Source organism: Amycolatopsis sp. NPDC088138, assembly GCF_044741685.1.
In the GTDB taxonomy this organism is placed as follows: domain Bacteria; phylum Actinomycetota; class Actinomycetes; order Mycobacteriales; family Pseudonocardiaceae; genus Amycolatopsis.
The window spans coordinates 879,748-897,712 of the sequence record NZ_JBIUTB010000006.1 but is presented as its reverse complement, the minus strand read 5'-3'; the positions used below and the strand labels follow the sequence as shown (position 1 = coordinate 897,712).

Sequence of the window (17,965 nt, the reverse complement as noted above, 5' to 3'; positions counted from 1 at the left end):
ATTGCTCGATCGGGCGATCGGTGTTCAGCCCCGGCGACGATCGCCACCCGGTGGTGTCCGGCTACTTGATGCCGGCCGCGTCCATGCCGCGCAGCTCCTTCTTCAGGTCCTGGACCTCGTCGCGCAGGCGGGCCGCCAGCTCGAACTGCAGGTCGCGGGCCGCCTGCATCATCTGGTCGGTCATCTGCTGGATCAGGTCCGCGAGCTGGGCGCGCGGCATGGCCGAGACGTCCTTGTCCACCAGCATCCCGGAGCTGCGGACCCGGTCGCCCTGTTCCGGCTTCTTGCCGCGCGAGGAGTTGCGGCCCGAGCCACCCACCGAGACCTGCTCGGTGTCCTCCGCCTCGCTGTAGACCCGGTCGAGGATGTCGGCGATCTTCTTCCGCAGCGGCTGCGGGTCGACCCCGCGCTCCACGTTGTAGGCGACCTGCTTCTCGCGGCGGCGGTCGGTCTCGTCGATCGCGTGCCGCATGGAGTCGGTGATCTTGTCGGCGTACATGTGCACTTCGCCGGACACGTTTCGCGCCGCGCGGCCGATCGTCTGGATCAGCGACGTGCCGCTGCGCAGGAAGCCTTCCTTGTCCGCGTCGAGGATCGCCACCAGCGACACCTCCGGCAGGTCGAGCCCCTCCCGCAGCAGGTTGATGCCGACCAGCACGTCGAAGTCGCCCGACCGCAGCTGCCGCAGCAGCTCCACCCGGCGCAGCGTGTCCACCTCGGAGTGCAGGTACCGCACCCGGATGCCCAGCTCCAGCAGGTAGTCCGTGAGGTCCTCGGACATCTTCTTCGTCAGCGTGGTGACCAGGACGCGCTCGTCCTTCTCCGCGCGCTCCCGGATCTCGTGCACCAGGTCGTCGATCTGGCCCTCGGTGGGCTTCACGACCACCTTCGGGTCGACCAGGCCGGTCGGCCGGATCACCTGCTCGACGAACTCGCCGCCCGCCAGGCCCATCTCGAACGGCCCCGGCGTCGCCGACAGGTACACCGTCTGCCCGATCCGGTCGGAGAACTCCTCGAAGGTCAGGGGCCGGTTGTCGACGGCGCTCGGCAGCCGGAAGCCGTACTCGACCAGGTTGCGCTTGCGGGACATGTCGCCCTCGTACATCCCGCCGATCTGCGGGACCGTCTGGTGCGACTCGTCGATGACCAGCAGGAAGTCGTCCGGGAAGTAGTCGATCAGCGTCGCCGGCGCCGTGCCCGCGCCGCGGCCGTCGATGTGCCGCGAGTAGTTCTCGATGCCGGAGCAGAACCCGACCTGCCGCATCATCTCGATGTCGTAGGCCGTGCGCATCCGCAGCCGCTGCGCCTCCAGAAGCTTGCCCTGCTTCTCCAGCTCCGCCAGGCGATCTTCGAGCTCCTGCTCGATGCCCTTGATCGCTTTCTCCATGCGCTCCGGGCCGGCGACGTAGTGCGTCGCCGGGAAGATCCGGACCTCGTCGACCTCCTTGACGATGTCCCCGGTCAGCGGGTGCAGGTAGTACAGCTTCTCGATCTCGTCACCGAAGAACTCGACGCGGATCGCCAGCTCCTCGTACGCCGGGATGATCTCCACCGTGTCGCCGCGCGCCCGGAACGTGCCGCGCGCGAAGGCGATGTCGTTGCGCGTGTACTGCACGTCGACCAGGGCGCGCAGGAAAACGTCCCGATCGAGCTGCTCGCCGACCTTCAGCATCGAGGACCGGTCGAGGTAGGACTGCGGGGTGCCCAGGCCGTAGATGCAGGACACACTCGCGACCACGATGACGTCACGCCGGGACAGCAGGTTCATCGTCGCCGAGTGCCGCAGCCGCTCGACGTCGTCGTTGATCGACGAGTCCTTCTCGATGTAGGTGTCCGTCTGCGCGATGTACGCCTCGGGCTGGTAGTAGTCGTAGTAGCTGACGAAGTACTCGACCGCGTTGTGCGGGAACAGCTCGCGCAGCTCGTTCGCCAGCTGCGCGGCGAGGGTCTTGTTCGGCGCCATCACCAGTGTCGGCCGCTGGACGCGCTCGATCAGCCACGCCGTGGTCGCCGACTTGCCGGTACCGGTGGCGCCCAGGAGCACGACGTCCTTCTCGCCCGCGTTGACGCGGCGTTCGAGCTCGTCGATGGCCGCCGGCTGGTCACCGGCGGGCTGGTAGTCGCTGACGACCTCGAACCGGCCGCCCTCCCGGGGGATCTCCGAGACGGGCCGGAAGTCGGACTGCGCCAGCACGGGGTGTTCGGTTGCGAAAGCCACGTCGACCAGAGTAGGCCTCGGCACCGACAATTTCCGTCGGCCCTGGTCAGCGGGGTCGGTACACCGTCGCGAAGGCCACTTCGCCGCCGGCCACCACGCAGTGCACGACGGCGCCCGGCGCGGGCCCGGCGCCGGAGCACGCGACCAGCACCCGGTCGGGTCCGGTCGCCTGGACCTCGGTGCGCGGGAACTCCGCGAGCACCTCGGCGACCTCGGCGCCCGGTGCCTCGAGGTACCCCAGGACGACCTCCCGGGCCGACGCCGGCGGCGGGCTCGGCAGGCCGTGCCCTTCGAACAGCCGGTTCAGCTGGTCGGCCGCGGAAACCGCGCGGGGGAAGCCGGCGAACGCCGCCGTCTGGACGACGATCTCGCCCACCTCGGCCGGGGAGAGCCCGGCGGCGAGGCCGGTGCGGAGGTGGACGCTCAGCGGCGGCCCCACCATGCCCGCCGCGACGATCGCGGCGAGGGTGGCGGCCTCCCGCGTGCGGGCGTCGAGGGCCGGGCGCTCGTGGAGGTGACCGTAGACCGTGCCGACGGCCAGCTCGCCGAGCGCCGGGACGGTGGCGAACAGCGCGTCGAGCCGGGCTTCGCCGCCTTCGACCAGCTCGGCGAAAGTGGCCCGGCCGCGGTCGTTCAGCTGCCCCATCGGCTCGGTCATCGTGTTCCCTTCAGCAGTTGCAGTCACAACAGGAACAGCAGTCGCAGCAGTCACAATCGCAGTCGCAGCCGCCGTCGCAGCCACCGGTCGCGGCCGGTTTTCCGCTCCACGGCCCAGGATAGGGATCGCGGCAGCAGAACTGGCAGCTGCAGCACATGTAGGAGGCGACGGCGCAGCCGAAGAAGAAGTTCCGCTTCTTCGGCGGCACGGCGAACTTCGGGACCCAGCAGCCGCCGCCCTTGCCGTGCAGGGACTCCGGCGGCGGGCCGTCGGGGCCGTCCGGGCCATCGGGACCTCCAGGACCACCCGGGCCGCCGGGACCTCCAGGACCACCGGGACCTCCCGGTCCGGGCGCACCCGGCGGCGGGGTCTGCCCGGGCGGCGCGAAGCCGTGGGGCTGCTGCGGAACCTGGCCACCCCAGCCCTGGTGCGGGTGCTGCTGCGGGGTCGGTCCCGGCCCGATCCACCCCGGCGGTGGCTGCTGACCGTGGCCGAAGGCGCGTCGCACCGCCTGGCGCAGCTCGTGCACCAGCAGCGCGTGCACCAGCGCCGGTTCCGCGAACTCCGCCTCCCGCAACGCCAGCTCGACCCCCAGCACGGCGTCGTCGCACAGCCTGCGGGCCTCGATCAGGTCCGTGCCGGTGGCGTGCAGCGGGTTCCACGCTCCGGCCGCCGCGTCCGCCGCGTGGTCCTCGACCGCGTCCAGCAGGTGGGCGGCCCGGCCGAACAGGCGGCCCGCCTCGGCCAGTGGTGCCGCGTTCCCCGGCCGTCCGGCCAGCTCCGCCGTGCGCGCGAACGCCGCGGCCGCCGCCAGCTCCGCGGGCTCGGTCGCCAGCAACGCGGAGTCGCCCAGGCGCATCGCCCGTTCCAGCTCGCCCTGCCGGTCGACGGCCTCGGTGAGCACCGTCGTGTCGAACCCGACGCGGCCACCGGTGCGGCCGCCCTGCGCCGCCCAGCGGGACGCGACGCGGCGGGCGGCCGCGGCCACCGGGCGCCTGCCGAACGCGCCGTCGCGGTCCTCGACGTGGTCGCCGACCTTCGCCGCGGCCAGCACCAGCGACACCGCCGCGGCCAGCTGGGCGCCTTCGCCGCGGGCCACCGACGTCGACCGCATGCCGCGCAGCGGGCACGGTCCCGCGTCGCGGCGCCGGTCCGCGCGCGGCGTCTGGGCTTCGACCAGGGCCGAGATGATCAGCCCGTCGTAGTTGGTGACGACGCGGGCGAGCTGGCCGTGCTCGTCGCGCAGTGTGAGGCAGAGCCCGCACAGGTGCGCGACCCAGTCGGCGTGCAAGCGGTCGGACAGCCGGTGCCGGCACGGCCTGATGATCCCGAACATCCCCAGTCCCCTCGGTTCCCCCGGTCGTCGGCAGACCTTAGCCCGAACGTGTGGCTCACGCGGCCGCCGTTCGCGATTCGTGACCGGGATCGGGCACCCACCAGGCAGGATGGGCCCATGACGGGACTGCACCCGCCCAAGGTCGAGATCTTCGACCCGGCCGCGCGCACGAACATCGACCCGAAGGGCATCAGCAGGGAGGTCGAGGAGTTCCGCGAGGAGCCGTTCGGCCTGTACCTGGCCCGTCCGGCACCGGGCCGCGCCCAGTTCCACTACCTCGAGTCGTGGCTGCTGCCGGACCTCGGCCTGCGCGTCACCGACTTCTGGTTCTCCCCCGGCCACGAGCGCGACCAGGACTTCTACCTCGACGTCGTGCGCGTCCGCCGCGACGGCACGCACTGGGTCGCCACCGACCTCTACGTCGACATCGTGCTGAAGGACAAGCTCTCGCTGCGGGTGATCGACACCGACGAGCTCCTCGACGCCCGCAAGGCGGACCTGGTCACCGCGGACGAGGCGGAGACCGCGCTGGAGACGACCTACGCGGCCGTCGAAGGGCTGGCCTCGCACGGTTACGACCTGGCCGCCTGGCTGGCCACGAAGGACATCACCCTGAGCTGGCGCCGCCACTAAGCCGATCCCCGCGCGAATCTCCGGCCGGAGACGTGGCCGCGGGGTGTCGATGGAGGATTTGGGCCGCTGAGCGGCCAGGATCCTCCATCGACGAGCACTTATGGCCCCTGCCGCGACGCACTGAAGGCCGAACCGTCGCCGGAGCAGCGGCAGGCGGGCCCGTTCCCGCGTCGAACAACGTGCGACGCGCGCCACTAGCCGTCTTCCGAAACCCGGTCCACCGATCGGTGGATGCCCTCCTGACCGTCTCGGCGATTCGCCGGACCCCGCCGCCGCGGGACGCTCGGTCCGTTGTGAAAACGGAGCGAGAGGGGACGGCGGCATGCCGGTCATCGAGGTCGAGCACCTCCACAAGCGGTACGGGGAGAAGGTCGCGGTCGAGGACGTCTCGTTCGACGTCGAGCGCGGGGAGATCTTCGGCATCCTGGGCCCGAACGGCGCGGGCAAGACGACGACCGTCGAGTGCGTGGAAGGGCTGCGGGTGCCCGACGGCGGCACGCTGTCGGTGCTCGGGCTCGACCCGCGGCGCGACCGCGCCGAGCTGCGCCAGCGCGTCGGCGTGCAGCTGCAGGAGAGCCGGCTGCAGGACAAGCTGCGGGTCGGCGAGCTGCTCGACCTCTACGCGTCCTTCTACCGCGAGCCCGCCGACCAGGGACGGCTGCTCGCCACGCTCGGCCTGACCGAGCAGCGGAACACCGCGTACAAGAAGCTCTCCGGCGGCCAGCAGCAGCGGCTTTCGATCGCGCTCGCGCTGATCGGCAGCCCGGAGGTCGCGGTGCTCGACGAGCTGACCACCGGCCTCGACCCGCAGGCCCGCCGCGACACGTGGGACCTGATCGAGGCCGTGCGCGAGCAGGGCGTGACGATCCTGCTGGTCACGCACTTCATGGCCGAGGCCGAGCGGCTCTGCGACCGGATCGCGGTGATCGACGCCGGCCGGGTCGTGGCGCTCGACAGCCCCGCCGGGCTGGTCGCCGGGGTGGACGACGAGCAGGTCGTCCGGTTCCGGCCGTCGGCACCGATCGACCCCGCCGAGCTCGAAGCCCTGCCGGAGGTCCGCCGGGTCGAGCGCCACGGCGACCGCCTGGTGGTCACCGGCGGCGGCAACGTGCTGCACGCCGTGACGTCGTCGCTCGCCCGGCTCGGCGTGCTCGCCGGGGACCTGCGGGTCGAGCAGGCCGGGCTCGACGACGCCTTCGTCGCGCTGACCGGCCACAAGCCGGAATGAGGGGGAAACCATGAGTGTCCTGACCAAGCTGACCACCACCGAGGCGAAGGTGTTCCTGCGCGACCCGGGCGCCCCGGCCGTCGTCGTCGGCATCCCGCTCGCGCTGCTGCTGGTGTTCGGGCTGATGCCCGGCGCGAACGACCCGGACCCGAAGTACGGCGGGCACAGCGCGCTGGCCACGGTGATCGCGCCGATGGCCGTGACGATCCTGATCGCCATGCTGGCGCTGACGCAGTTCCCGAACGCGCTGGGCACCTACCGGGAAAAGGGCCTGCTGAAACGGCTTTCCGCGAGCCCGGTGCCGCCGAGCCGGCTGCTCACCGCCCAGCTGCTGGTCAACCTGGCCGCGGTCGTCGTCGTGGTCGCGCTCATCGTGGGGGTGGGCGCGCTCGCGCTCGGCGTCGAGCTGCCGGCGAACCCGGCCGGGTTCCTGCTCTCGCTGGTGCTCGGCGCGCTGGCCCTGTTCTCGGTCGGGCTGCTCGTGGCGGCGCTCGCGCCGACCGGCCGCGCGGCGAGCGGCATCGGGTCGGCGCTGTTCTTCCCGATGCTGGCGCTGGGCGGGGTGTGGGTGCCGAAGGAGCAGCTGCCGCCGTTCCTGCAGCACGTCGCCGACGTCCTGCCGCTCGGCGCGACGCTCAACGCGCTGCGCGCCACCTGGGCCGGGGACGCGCCGGAAGTGCTGCAGCTCGGGGCGATGGCGGCCTTCGCCCTCGTCTGCACCACGATCGCGACGCGGGTGTTCCGGTGGATGTGACGACCGCACCCGCCCCGGCCCGGATCCGGCCGCTGGCCCCGATCGCCCGCGTCCCGGTGGCCGTCGTGACGGCGCTGCTGGCCGTCCCGCTGGTGCTGACCGCGAACCGCTACGGCTACTTCGGCGACGAGCTCTACTTCCTGTCCGCGGGACGGCACCTCGCCTGGGGGTACGTCGACCAGCCGCCGCTGCTGCCGCTGCTGGCCCGGACGATGGACGCGCTCGGCCACTCGCCGTTCGTGCTGCGGATCCCGGCGATGCTGGCGGTGCTCGCGGGGGTCGTGTTCACCGCGCTGATCGCCCGCGAACTCGGCGGCGGGGCGAAGGCGCAAACGCTTGCCGCTGCGACTTTCGCCGTGTCGACCGAGTTCCTGGCGGGCGGCCACTACCTCGCGACGTCCACAGTGGACCCGTTGCTCTGGACGCTGCTGCTGTGGCTGCTGGTCCGCTGGCTGCGCACCCGCGCCGACGGCCTGCTCGTCTGGGCGGGCGTGGTGACGGCCCTCGCGCTGTACACGAAGTTCCTCATCGGCGGGTTCTGGCTCGCGGCGGGCGTCGCGCTCCTGCTCTGCGGCCCGCGAGAGCTGCTGCGGCGGCCCGCGTTGTGGGCGGGCGCCGGGATCGCCGTGGTCGCGCTGGTGCCGACGCTGCTCTGGCAGGCCGCGCACGGCTGGCCGCAGCTCGGCATGGGCGCCGCGATCTCGCAGGAGGTCGCGGACACCTGGGGCGGGCGGCTGCTGTTCCTGCCGACGCTGCTGGTCGTGGCCGGTCTCCCGGTCGGCGCGGTCCTGCTCTGCTACGGCTTGTGGCGGCTCCTGCGCAGCCGTGAACTCCGCTTCCTCGGCGTGACGGCGGTGGTCCTGACGGCGGTGTTCCTGGCCGTGAACGGCCGGGACTACTACGTCGCCGGGATGTTCCCGGTGTGCTGGGCGATGGCCGCGGTCGCGCTCGAACGCCGGGAGCCGGCACGCTGGTGGCGGTGGCTCGCGACCTGGCCGTGGTACGTCGTGGCCGCGCTCCTGGCCGTGCCCGGCACGCTGCCGATCTGGCCGCAGGCCTGGCTGACCGAGCACCCTTCGCTGCCGACGCCGGTGTTCGCGTTCGCCGAGATCGGCTGGCCCGAAGGCGCCCGGTCGGTGGCGGCGACGTTCGCCGAGCTCCCGGGCAAGGCGCACACGGCCGTGGTGACCGAGTCGTACTGGGAAGCGAGCGCGCTCTACCGCTACGGGCGTGACCTCGGCCTGCCGGAACCCGCCAGCGGAAACCGCGGCTACGCGACCTTGGTCGTGCCGCCGGAGGACGCGACCGACGTCCTGTTCGTCGGCGCCGATCCACGGCCGTTGCTCGGGCACTTCGCCGACATCGAGCCGGTGGGCGAGGTCGACACGGGAACCGCGAAGCCGAGCTACTTCGACGGCCGGCCGATGTGGCTGGCGACCGGTCGCACCGAGCCGTGGTCGACGCTGTGGCCGAAGCTGACGAACACGCACACGTAACCGGCGTCACCCTCCGCGCGTTGCTGCGAAGGCAGGCGACGTAGTGTGCGGAAGGGACCGGCGCCGCCAACCGACAGGAGCGTGATGGACGCCGTAGCCACGGCCCCCGACCAGGCGAAAGCCGACCTCGCGCGGTTCGCCCGGCTGCCGGTGGCCCTGCTCGCCGCCGGGGTCGCGGTCGCGCTCCTGCTCACCGCCGGCCGCTACGGCTACTTCGGCGACGAGCTCTACTTCCTCGCCGCGGGACGGCACCTGGCCTGGGGGTACGCCGACCAGCCGCCGCTGGTGCCGTTCCTCGCCTGGGCGATGGACCGGCTCGCGCCGGGGTCGCTGGTGGTCTTCCGGCTGCCGGCGATCGCGGCGACGGCCGGCGGGGTCGTCGTCACCGCCCTGATCGCCCGCGAGCTGGGCGGGCGGCGCAAGGCGCAGACCCGGGCCGCGGCGGCGTACGCGATCTGCGGTCAGTTCGTCGGCAGCGGCCACTACCTGGCGACGTCGACGATCGACCCGCTGCTGTGGACGCTCGTGCTGTGGTTGCTGGTCCGCTGGGTCCGCACCCGCCACGACCCCCTGCTCGGCTGGCTCGGTGTCGTGACGGCGGTGGCGCTCAACGACAAACTGCTCATCGCCGCCTTCTGGGCCGTGGCCGGGCTCGCGCTCCTCGCGGTCGGCCCGCGGGAGGTGTTGCGCCGTCCGAAACTCTGGCTGGGCGCGTTGATCGCTCTGCTCTCGCTGGTGCCGACGTTGCTGTGGCAGCGCGCGAACGGCTGGCCGCAGCTGGGCATGGGCGACGCGGTCGGCGCCGAGGTGGACGCGGCGGGCGGGCGGGAGAGCTTCGTCCCCGACCTGCTGGCCGGGGCGGGCTGGGTGATCGGGGCGCTGGGTGTGCTCTACGGCGTCGTCGTGCTGATCGGGAGCAAGCAGCTGCGGCCGTACCGGTTCCTCGGCTGGACGGCGCTGGGCGTGGTCGCGGTGTTCCTCGTCGCGAACGGCCGCTTCTACTACGCGGCCGGGATGTTCGGCGTGCTGTGGGCGGCGGCCGCCGTGCATCTGGAAGTGCGGGAACCGGCGTCGTGGTGGCGCTGGGTGCCGACCTGGCCGGTGTTCGTCCTGTCCGCGGTGTTCAGCCTGCCGTTCACGTTGCCGGTGTGGCCGGCGCACGTCCTGGTCGACCACCCGGAAGCACCGCGGCCCGCCTACGCGGCCGAGGAGATCGGCTGGCCCGACCTCGCCTCCGACGTCGCCGCGCTGTACCGGACCGCGCCGCCGGGCACCGCGATCGTCACCGGCGGGTACTGGCAGGCGGGCGCGCTCGGCCGGTACGGACCCGAGTACGGCCTGCCCGAGGCGTACAGCCCCAGCCGGGGCTTCTGGTACTTCGGCCGACCGGACGAAACCGCGGACAACGTCCTGTTCGTCGGCTACGACCCGTCGAAGGCGGCGAAGTACTTCCGGGACGCGCGGATCGTCGGCCAGGTCGGCAACCGGCTCGGCGTCCGCAACGCGAGCGCGCACATGCCGGTCTGGCAGCTCAGCGGCCGCACGGCGGGCTGGGCCGGGATCTGGCCGGAGCTCAAGGACATGCGAGCGTGACCGCCGGGTTCGACTGGAACCGGCCGCTGTGGCCGCCGCTCACGGCGCAGGAACCGACCGGCTGGCAGCCGTGGCTGAGCCGGGTCGAGCGGCACGTTCCCGGTGTCCTGCTCGCGATCTCGACCACGATCTGCCTCGGCGTCGGCGGCCACGACGGCCGCTGGTGGGTGACCACCGGGATCCTGGTCGCCGCGGCCGCGCTCTGGGTGCTCGGCACGGTCGTGCTCGCGCCGGTGCGGCTGCGCGAGCGCCCGGCGTTCGCCCTGCTCACCTTCCTCGGGGTGATCGGGCTGGGCAGTGTCCTCGAGGTCCGGGACGTCACGTTCCTCATCTTCGTGATCTACGCGTTCCTGATCGCCATGCAGGTGCGGCCCACCTGGCTCGCCTTCGTCGCGCTGGCGGCGACGTCCCTGCTGATCAACACCCTCGGCAACGGCGGCCCGATCCGGGCCCTGGCCGACAAGCCGGGCATCTGGATCACGATCATGATCGTGCAGACCGCGGCGATCGGGGGCGGCGGGCTGCTGTCGACGGCCGTCGCCCGGCAGAACGAGGAACGCCGCCGCACGCTGGACGAGCTGGCCGCCGCGTACGCGGAGAACGAGGGCCTGCAGCAGCAGCTGCTCAGCCAGGCCAGGGAAGCCGGGATGCTCGACGAGCGGCAGCGGCTGGCCCAGGAGATCCACGACACCCTGGCGCAGGGTTTCACCGGCATCATCACCCAGCTCGAGGCGGCCGCGCTGGCCAAGGAGAACCCGGCGGAGTGGCAGCGGCACCTCGACTCCGCGTCCGCGCTCGCCCGCGAGAACCTCACCGCCGCGCGGCGCTCGGTGCACGCGCTGCACCCCGAACCCCTCGACACCGCAACACTTCTCGACGCGCTGACCGACGTCGCGCAGCGGTGGGGCGAGCGGACCGGCGTGCCCGCGACGGTCACCACCACCGGCGACCCCGCGCGGCTGCACCCCGAGATCGAGGCGACGATCCTGCGGATCACCCAGGAGTCGCTGTCCAATGTGGACAAGCACGCCGCGGCCAGCCGGGTCGGCGTCACGCTGTCCTACATGACCGACGAGGTGACCCTCGACGTCCGCGACGACGGCACCGGCTTCGAGCCCGCCGCGGCGGACGGCGGGTTCGGGCTGCCGGGCATGCGCCGCCGGGTGCGCCGCCTCGCCGGTACGCTCCACGTCGAGTCCGAGCCCGGCGCCGGGACCGCGATCTCCGTCGCCCTGCCCGCCGTGCCGCTGCCCCCGGAGGTCCTCCCATGACGATCACCGTGCTGATCGCCGACGACCACCCGATCGTCCGGGACGGCCTGCGCGGCATCCTGTCCGCGGAACCCGCCGGTGGCGAAGAGGGCTTCGAGGTGCTCGGCGAGGCGGCCGACGGCGCCGAGGCGGTCACGCTGGCCGAGCGGCTGCGGCCTGCCGTCGTGCTGATGGACCTGCGGATGCCGGGCACCAACGGCGTCACGGCGATCAGCGAGCTCGCGCGGCTGGGCAACCCGGCGCGGATCCTGGTGCTGACGACCTACGACACCGACTCCGACGTGCTGCCGGCGATCGAGGCGGGCGCGACCGGTTACCTGCTCAAGGACGCGCCCCGCGAGGAGCTGTTCCGCGCGGTCCGGGCGGCCGCCCGCGGGCAGGCCGTGCTCTCCCCCGCGGTGGCCGGGCGCCTGATGGGCCGGATGCGCGAGCCCGCGCGGGAGCCGCTGTCCCAGCGTGAGCTGGAAGTGCTGGCGCTGGTCGCGCGCGGCTCGTCGAACAAGGAAACCGCGAAGAAGCTGTTCATCAGCGAGGCGACGGTCAAGACGCACCTGATCCACGTCTACGCGAAGCTCGGTGTGAAGGACCGCGCGGCCGCCGTCGCCGTCGCGTTCGAACGCGGGCTGCTCGGGTCCTAGGGCGTCCAGGCGAGGGCACCCGGCGCACGCCGTCACCTCGGCGCGGGCGATCAGGATCGGCTCGAGGACTGGGCACGCAGCTCGATCCGGGTCCGGCCGACCAGGGCCTGGTGAACGGCCACGCCGCGCTGATGCCGTTGACCCGGGCGGCGGGATTGGCCGAGACCTCCGGTCTTCTCCCGCCGCCGGCCCTCGGCGACCACCGTCGTCACCAAGCGCGCAGATCGCCGGTAGCACGATCCCCGTTCCGGCACCGGAGCTGCTCGGGTCCTAGGGCGTCCAGCCGGTCGTCTCGGCCCACTTCTCCGCACGGACGAACGCGGCGTTGACCCAGTCCTGCTTCTCGTCGGCGTAGGCCTCGACCGTGCCGTCGTCGGCGTGGGCCTCGGCCAGCCGCAGCTTCACGTCGCGGTAGTCGTCCCGCTCGCCGGGGTGCGCGCGCACGTAGTCCCGGAACAGCAGCGCGAGCCGCCACGCCGGCGTCTCCTTCGACCGGACGTGCAGGTTCACCGGCCGCTTCGGGTCGGCGCCGACGTGCAGCCGCTTCGGCCAGGTGCCGTCGCCGTCCTGGGCGTCGTCGGCCCAGTCGCCGGCCAGGCGCGGGAAACCGGCGTCGGACAGCAGCTCGGACAGCGTGTCGGCGTCGTCCAAGGTGGCCACCGTCAGCTGGAGGTCGAGGACGTCCTTGGCCGGCAGGTCCGGCACGGACGTCGACCCGATGTGGTCGGCCCGCAGCCCCAGCTCCCCCGTCGCGGCGCGGACCCGGGCGAGCACCCGCTCGGCCTGCTGCGGCCAGGTGAGGTCGTACTCGGCGATCTTCGGCGACATCGAGGGCCGCGGGCGGCGCAGCCGGACGTTCGCCTCGAACGGCACCAGCCTGTCCGCCCACAGCGCGTCGACGTCGGCGAGGACCGCGTCCTCGGGACCGCCGTTGTCGAGCCAGACGTCGGCGACGGCGCGACGCTGCTCGTCACTGGCCTGCGCCCGGATGCGCGCCCGGGCGTCGGGCTCGGCCATGCCGCGGGCCGACACCAGCCGCCGGACCCGCACCTCGACCGGCGCGTCGACCACGACGACCAGGTGGTACGCCGTCGCGAGCCCGCCCTCGACCAGCAGCGGGATGTCGTGGACGACGATCGCGTCCGGCGCCGCGGCAGCCATCAGCTCCCCGGTGCGGGCGCCGACCAGCGGGTGCACGATCGCGTTGAGCCGGCGGCGCGACTCGTCGTCGGCGAACGCCTTCGCGGCGAGCACCGGGCGGTCGAGCGAGCCGTCGGCGGCCAGGATCTCCGTGCCGAACTCCTCCACCAGCCGGGCGAGCCCCTCGGAACCGGGTTCGACCACCTCACGGGCGATCTTGTCGGAGTCCACCAGCACGGCGCCGTGCTCGGCGAGCCGGTTCGCCACGGTCGACTTGCCGGCCCCGATGCCACCCGTCAGCCCCACACGCAACATGCCGATCACCCTAGTCAGGGGCCCCGGCGGCTGCCGGGGGACGTCGATCACAGCGGGCCGCACACGGACGGGTGATGCGCAAGCCGAACGTGACGCGTGACTCAACCGAAATCCGGACACGCCGCGTTGCTTACCCACCTTCATCGGTGCAGATGCGTACCGTGCGCCGCGTCAGGTCGCCCACACGGAGGAACCGATGGCGGACAGCAAGCACGCCGGGAAGCACCGGCTCGGCACGCCGGGGCTGGTGCACTGCCTGGTTCACCACTCCGTGGCCATGGCCCTCGAGGACTACCGGCGGACCTGGCTGAGCACCCTGCTCGTCCCGGCGAAGCACAGCTTCGCGGGCCTCCGCCGCAAGGCCCGGCTGGCCGCCATCGAGCGCATCTGGGTCCCGGCCGTCGGCGTCGCCACCGCGCGGCCCGCGACGGCGCAGGCCGCCTGACCCACCCCGCTCAGCGGCCGGTTTCGCGCGTCTCGATCACGATCTCCGACGACAGCGTGCGGTGCACCGGGCACTTGTCGGCGATCAGCATGAGCTTGGCGCGCTGGTCGTCGTCGAGGTCGCCGTCCAGCTCGATCTCCCGGGTGATCCGGCTGAGCATCCCGTGCTCGGTCTCGCACTTCTCGCAGTCCTCGGCGTGGATGCGCTCGTGCCGCAGCCGGATCGTCGCGCCGGCCAGCGGGATGCCCTTGCGGTCGGCGTACATCCGCAGCGTGATCGCGGTGCACGAACCCAGCGACGCGAGCAGCAGCTCGTACGGGTTCGGGCCGGCGTCGGCCCCGCCGACGGACACCGGCTCGTCGACCAGCAGCGTGTGTCCCGCCGTGCTGACCTGCTGCGTGTACGTGCCGTCGCCGCTCGCGGTGACGACGACCGTGCCGGGCTCGGGGTGTGCCATCCGGGTCAGTCCTCCCAGGGTGAGTCCAAGATCGTGGTGACGAAGTCCTGCCGCTCGAAGCCTGGCACGAACCGGGCCAGAACATCGGCCTTGACGTTCCCGAACGCCGTGTCGGGCCGGTCACGGATGCCGTCGGTGAACGCGGCGAGGATGCGGCGCTTGAAGTCCGGCCGCGGGTGCGCGGCGACGATCGCGGCGCGGCTGTCCGCGGGCAGGTCGTGGTAGCCGATGCCGAGGACGTCGTACTCGACACCGGCGGTGACCAGCGCGACCTCCGGTTCCATGTGCTCGGGGATGCCCGGGGTGGTGTGCAGCGCGATGGCCGTCCAGGCGATCCGGGCGCGTTCCGCGTCGACGCCGTGGCCGAGCAGGAAGCGCCGGGCCTCGTCGGCGCCGTCGAGCTCGAAGCGGCGGCCGGTGCGGTGGCCTTCGACCAGCCCGAGGTCGTGGAACAGGGCGGCGACGTAGAGCAGCTCGGCGTCGAAGTCGAGTCCGCGGCGCGCGCCCTGCAGGGCGCCGAACAGGTAGACCCGCGAGGAGTGGTCGTAGAGGAGCGGGCCGGCGGTGTCGCGGACCAGGTCGGCGGCCTCGCGGGCCAGCGCGGTGTCCGGGACGGAGATGGTGGCGGTCATCGGTGAACCCTTTCGTCGGTGCTGCCGACGTTGCCAGGGTTCGCGGGGGCCGGACCGGTGCCCGCCGGACGGGAATGCCGCACATCCGGACATCGGGCTCATTCCCAAGACGCCGCGGATATCGTATCTTCTGCTGCGGGTGGGTAACCCGGACGCCGTTGTGCGCGGCTGCTGCGAAGGGGGTGCGTCGTGGCCACCAGGCACGTGTCGATGCGCCCCGCCGAGCACGGTCACCGCGAGCGTTACCTCGACGCGGCGCTGTCGGTGCTGTTCGACCGGGGCGTCACCGCCCTCACCGTCCGCGGGGTGGCCGAGGCCGCAGGCGCGTCGACGATCTCGGTCTACACCCGCTTCGGCGGCCGCTCGGGCCTGCTCGACGCCCTGTACGAGCGCACTTTCGACTCGCTGCGCGGGATGCTGGAGACGCTGCCGCCCGAGAGCCCGGACGGCGTCGCGGACCTGCTCGACCTGGCGATGGCGTACCGGCTCTTCGCCCGCGAAAGCCCGGCCCGGTACGCGCTGATGTTCGAGCGGCCGGTGCCCGGCTTCGACCCCGACCCGGCGCTGCGCTCGGCCGTGGTGCGGACGACGTTCGGCCTGTTCATCGACCGGGTCCAGCGGGTCAGCCCGCCGGGCACGGACGCGCAGACCGCGGCCTACCAGCTGTGGACGGCCATGCACGGCCTGGTCGGGGCCGAGCTGATGCTCGCCTCCCGCACCGCGCTGCCGGAGTGGTTCATCCCGCCGACCGACGAGGCGAACGCGCAGATGTACCGCCGCGGCGTCACGGCGATGATGACCGGCCTGGGCCTGCACGAGCGCTGACGCGCCTGGCCGGGCAGTCGCCGCGGCTGACCGGCGCACCATGCGGAACTGGCCTTTCGCACACTGCGCCCGGCAACACACGCCCGCCGCAGCCGGTGCGATCGGCGGGAAATTGGTCACGTGCGCCGGCGCTCGAACCACACGGGTGGGTCTCCCCACGTGAGCCGACCCTCCAGGTACGTGAGCCGACTGTCCGGGTACGCGAGCCGACCCTCCAGGTCACCTGCACGTGATCACCAGCCGAACTCGCATGGCTCGGAGCGCAACTCGCGTGACCGGGGACGGGACCGGCGAGCCCCGGAGCCCGACCCGCGTGACCGCCGACCGAACTCGCAGGACCCGGGCCGCAACACGCGTGATCCGGGCTTACTCGCGTGATCGGGGGGCGGAAGTCGCGTGGTCGAACCCCGGATCGGGGTCCCGCGCGCGAGTCGCCAGGTCGCGGACGACCCCGGAAAACAGCGAACCCCGGTCCGTTCCCGGACCGGGGTTCGCTGTGGTTCAGCTCAGAGAGCTAGTGCTCACGCACCGCCGGAGAGCTTCTCGCGGAGCGCCGCGAGCTGCTCGTCGGAGGCGAGGGTGCCACCAGTGCTCTTCGTGTCGGCCGGGGCCGAGCCCGAGGTGTAGCTTTCCGCGCCACCCTCGATGCCGGTCGCCGCGTCCGCCGCGGCTTCCGCGTCGGCCTCGACGGCCTTCTGGACCTGCTTCATGTGGGCTTCGTAACGAGTGTGCGCCTCGGCGTACTGGCGCTCCCACTCCTCACGCTGCTTGTCGAAGCCTTCCTGCCACTCCTGCGTGTCCGGGTCGAAGCCCTCGGGGTAGATGTAGTTGCCCTCGGGGTCGTACTCGGCGGCCATGCCGTACTGGGTCGGGTCGAACTCGGTGTCCGGCGTGACACCCTCGTTCGCCTGCTTCAGCGACAGCGAGATGCGACGGCGCTCGAGGTCGATGTCGATGACCTTGACCATGACGTCGCCGTTGACCTGGACGACCTGCTCCGGGATCTCCACGTGGCGCTCGGCCAGCTCGGAGATGTGGACCAGGCCCTCGATGCCCTCTTCGACGCGCACGAACGCACCGAACGGAACCAGCTTGGTGACCTTGCCCGGCACGATCTGGCCGATCGCGTGGGTGCGGGCGAACTGGCGCCACGGGTCTTCCTGGGTCGCCTTCAGCGACAGCGAGACGCGCTCGCGGTCCATGTCGACGTCCAGGACCTCGACCGTGACCTCCTGGCCGACCTCGACGACCTCGGACGGGTGGTCGATGTGCTTCCAGGACAGCTCCGAGACGTGCACCAGGCCGTCGACGCCACCCAGGTCCACGAAGGCACCGAAGTTGACGATGGACGACACGACGCCCTTGCGGACCTGGCCCTTGGCCAGCGCGTTGAGGAACTCGCTGCGCACCTCGGACTGGGTCTGCTCGAGGTAGGCACGGCGGGACAGGACCACGTTGTTGCGGTTCTTGTCCAGCTCGATGATCTTCGCCTCGAGCTCGCGGCCCACGTAGGGCTGCAGGTCGCGGACGCGGCGCATCTCGACCAGCGACGCGGGCAGGAAGCCGCGCAGGCCGATGTCCAGGATGAGGCCGCCCTTGACGACCTCGATGACGGTGCCCTTGACGGGCTCGTCCTTCTCCTTGAGCTCCTCGATCGTGCCCCAGGCGCGCTCGTACTGCGCGCGCTTCTTGGACAGGATCAGACGGCCTTCCTTGTCCTCCTTCTGGAGAACGAGGGCTTCGACCTCATCGCCGACGGTGACAACCTCAGCCGGGTCGACATCGTGCTTGATGGAGAGCTCACGCGAGGGGATGACACCCTCGGTCTTGTAGCCGATGTCGAGCAGGACCTCGTCGCGGTCGACCTTGACGATGGTGCCTTCGACGATGTCGCCATCGTTGAAGTACTTGATCGTCTTGTCGATAGCCGCGAGGAAGTCTTCCTCCGACCCGATGTCGTTGATGGCGACCTGCGGGGCCGCGTTCGGGGCGGTCGGGGCGGTGGCGGTGTCGATGGTCATTAGGCGGGTTGCTCCGGTGGATGGGAATCGAGGGTTGGCAGTTGTCGGCGCGATGGGGTGTTACGGCATGCGACGACCCTGCGAGCAAACGTCCACCAGTGAACGACGCGGCATGACCCGCAAACGGTGCGCGACCCGAGTCCCAACCAGAAGCTGAGCGGAAGGCAGCGCGAACCCACTGCGCTAACACTTATCCTACGCGGCAGTCGCTAGGCGGCACAATCAGGGTCCCCCGGCGATCGCTAAGGTCCTCGCGAAGGCAAACGCACGCAGGAGGACGCGGGTGGAGCGGGCACCGGCGACCG

16 protein-coding genes are annotated in these 17,965 nt (G+C 72.1%); 9 read left to right on the top strand and 7 right to left on the bottom strand.

Annotated features, from left to right (window positions below; translation table 11 throughout):
- Positions 1-61: 61 nt before the first annotated feature.
- Genes uvrB through ACIOD2_RS36075 form a run of 3 tightly spaced genes read right to left on the bottom strand, consistent with a single transcriptional unit; the run spans position 62 to position 4,212 of the window.
- Positions 62-2,218, bottom strand: a complete 2,157-nt coding sequence (uvrB, locus tag ACIOD2_RS36085) for an excinuclease ABC subunit UvrB (RefSeq protein WP_400548594.1) — start codon at positions 2,216-2,218, stop codon at positions 62-64.
- Positions 2,219-2,264: 46 nt separating this feature from the next.
- Positions 2,265-2,876, bottom strand: coding sequence for a carboxymuconolactone decarboxylase family protein (locus tag ACIOD2_RS36080; protein WP_400548592.1), 612 nt, complete (start codon positions 2,874-2,876; stop codon positions 2,265-2,267).
- A 10-nt stretch (positions 2,877-2,886) separates the two neighbouring features.
- A complete protein-coding gene (locus tag ACIOD2_RS36075; RefSeq protein ID WP_400548589.1) occupies positions 2,887-4,212 on the bottom strand; it encodes a DUF5685 family protein in 1,326 nt (441 codons plus the stop codon).
- Between the two features lie 117 nt (positions 4,213-4,329).
- Here ACIOD2_RS36075 and ACIOD2_RS36070 point away from each other — a divergent pair, with 117 nt between their 5' ends.
- From ACIOD2_RS36070 to ACIOD2_RS36040, 7 genes are all read left to right on the top strand, one after another.
- Entirely contained in the window at positions 4,330-4,845 is a 516-nt protein-coding gene (locus tag ACIOD2_RS36070) for a DUF402 domain-containing protein (protein ID WP_400548586.1), read from the top strand.
- A gap of 322 nt (positions 4,846-5,167) precedes the next feature.
- Positions 5,168-6,073, top strand: a complete 906-nt coding sequence (locus ACIOD2_RS36065) for an ABC transporter ATP-binding protein (protein ID WP_400548583.1) — start codon at positions 5,168-5,170, stop codon at positions 6,071-6,073.
- Positions 6,074-6,083: 10 nt separating this feature from the next.
- Positions 6,084-6,827, top strand: a complete 744-nt coding sequence (locus tag ACIOD2_RS36060; protein ID WP_400548580.1) for an ABC transporter permease — start codon at positions 6,084-6,086, stop codon at positions 6,825-6,827.
- Complete coding sequence (locus tag ACIOD2_RS36055) at positions 6,818-8,323, top strand: ArnT family glycosyltransferase (protein ID WP_400548577.1); 1,506 nt, start codon at positions 6,818-6,820, stop codon at positions 8,321-8,323. The genes ACIOD2_RS36060 and ACIOD2_RS36055 overlap by 10 nt, the downstream gene beginning before the upstream one ends.
- An 84-nt stretch (positions 8,324-8,407) precedes the next feature.
- Entirely contained in the window at positions 8,408-9,916 is a 1,509-nt protein-coding gene (locus tag ACIOD2_RS36050) for a glycosyltransferase family 39 protein (RefSeq protein WP_400548574.1), read from the top strand.
- A complete protein-coding gene (locus tag ACIOD2_RS36045; protein WP_400548571.1) occupies positions 9,913-11,187 on the top strand; it encodes a sensor histidine kinase in 1,275 nt (424 codons plus the stop codon). Before ACIOD2_RS36050 ends, ACIOD2_RS36045 begins: the two co-directional genes overlap by 4 nt.
- On the top strand, positions 11,184-11,825 hold the full coding sequence (locus ACIOD2_RS36040) for a response regulator (RefSeq protein WP_400548568.1): 642 nt from the start codon (positions 11,184-11,186) through the stop codon (positions 11,823-11,825). The genes ACIOD2_RS36045 and ACIOD2_RS36040 overlap by 4 nt, the downstream gene beginning before the upstream one ends.
- 270 nt (positions 11,826-12,095) lie before the next feature.
- Here the strand turns inward: ACIOD2_RS36040 and coaE are convergent, their stop codons facing one another.
- Positions 12,096-13,280, bottom strand: a complete 1,185-nt coding sequence (coaE, locus tag ACIOD2_RS36035) for a dephospho-CoA kinase (protein WP_400548565.1) — start codon at positions 13,278-13,280, stop codon at positions 12,096-12,098.
- A 196-nt stretch (positions 13,281-13,476) separates the two neighbouring features.
- Between coaE and ACIOD2_RS36030 the strand changes: the two genes are divergently transcribed.
- Positions 13,477-13,725 carry a hypothetical protein gene (locus ACIOD2_RS36030; RefSeq protein WP_400548562.1) on the top strand — a complete coding sequence of 83 codons (249 nt, stop codon included), beginning with the start codon at positions 13,477-13,479 and terminating at the stop codon, positions 13,723-13,725.
- 10 nt (positions 13,726-13,735) lie between these two features.
- Here ACIOD2_RS36030 and ACIOD2_RS36025 read toward each other — a convergent pair whose 3' ends face one another.
- On the bottom strand, positions 13,736-14,182 hold the full coding sequence (locus ACIOD2_RS36025) for an OsmC family protein (protein WP_400548559.1): 447 nt from the start codon (positions 14,180-14,182) through the stop codon (positions 13,736-13,738).
- 5 nt (positions 14,183-14,187) lie between these two features.
- The gene (locus ACIOD2_RS36020) at positions 14,188-14,814 is read right to left on the bottom strand and encodes an HD domain-containing protein (RefSeq protein ID WP_400548556.1); all 627 of its coding nucleotides are present in this window, start codon (positions 14,812-14,814) and stop codon (positions 14,188-14,190) included.
- A gap of 210 nt (positions 14,815-15,024) precedes the next feature.
- On the opposite strand from ACIOD2_RS36020, the gene ACIOD2_RS36015 reads away from it, so the two are divergent.
- Positions 15,025-15,639, top strand: a complete 615-nt coding sequence (locus ACIOD2_RS36015; protein ID WP_400548935.1) for a TetR/AcrR family transcriptional regulator — start codon at positions 15,025-15,027, stop codon at positions 15,637-15,639.
- 521 nt (positions 15,640-16,160) lie between these two features.
- Here ACIOD2_RS36015 and rpsA read toward each other — a convergent pair.
- On the bottom strand, positions 16,161-17,660 hold the full coding sequence (gene rpsA, locus ACIOD2_RS36010) for a 30S ribosomal protein S1 (RefSeq protein ID WP_392771121.1): 1,500 nt from the start codon (positions 17,658-17,660) through the stop codon (positions 16,161-16,163).
- Positions 17,661-17,965 lie beyond the last annotated feature (305 nt).

Coding starts and splice junctions, on each gene's coding strand:
- ACIOD2_RS36080 (WP_400548592.1), bottom strand. CDS start 2,876: ATGACCGAGCCGATGGGGCAGCTGAACGACCGCGGCCGGGCCACTTTC.
- ACIOD2_RS36075 (WP_400548589.1), bottom strand. CDS start 4,212: ATGTTCGGGATCATCAGGCCGTGCCGGCACCGGCTGTCCGACCGCTTG.
- ACIOD2_RS36070 (WP_400548586.1), top strand. CDS start 4,330: ATGACGGGACTGCACCCGCCCAAGGTCGAGATCTTCGACCCGGCCGCG.
- ACIOD2_RS36065 (WP_400548583.1), top strand. CDS start 5,168: ATGCCGGTCATCGAGGTCGAGCACCTCCACAAGCGGTACGGGGAGAAG.
- ACIOD2_RS36060 (WP_400548580.1), top strand. CDS start 6,084: ATGAGTGTCCTGACCAAGCTGACCACCACCGAGGCGAAGGTGTTCCTG.
- ACIOD2_RS36050 (WP_400548574.1), top strand. CDS start 8,408: ATGGACGCCGTAGCCACGGCCCCCGACCAGGCGAAAGCCGACCTCGCG.
- ACIOD2_RS36040 (WP_400548568.1), top strand. CDS start 11,184: ATGACGATCACCGTGCTGATCGCCGACGACCACCCGATCGTCCGGGAC.
- coaE (WP_400548565.1), bottom strand. CDS start 13,280: ATGTTGCGTGTGGGGCTGACGGGTGGCATCGGGGCCGGCAAGTCGACC.
- ACIOD2_RS36030 (WP_400548562.1), top strand. CDS start 13,477: ATGGCGGACAGCAAGCACGCCGGGAAGCACCGGCTCGGCACGCCGGGG.
- ACIOD2_RS36025 (WP_400548559.1), bottom strand. CDS start 14,182: ATGGCACACCCCGAGCCCGGCACGGTCGTCGTCACCGCGAGCGGCGAC.
- ACIOD2_RS36020 (WP_400548556.1), bottom strand. CDS start 14,814: ATGACCGCCACCATCTCCGTCCCGGACACCGCGCTGGCCCGCGAGGCC.
- ACIOD2_RS36015 (WP_400548935.1), top strand. CDS start 15,025: ATGCGCCCCGCCGAGCACGGTCACCGCGAGCGTTACCTCGACGCGGCG.
- rpsA (WP_392771121.1), bottom strand. CDS start 17,660: ATGACCATCGACACCGCCACCGCCCCGACCGCCCCGAACGCGGCCCCG.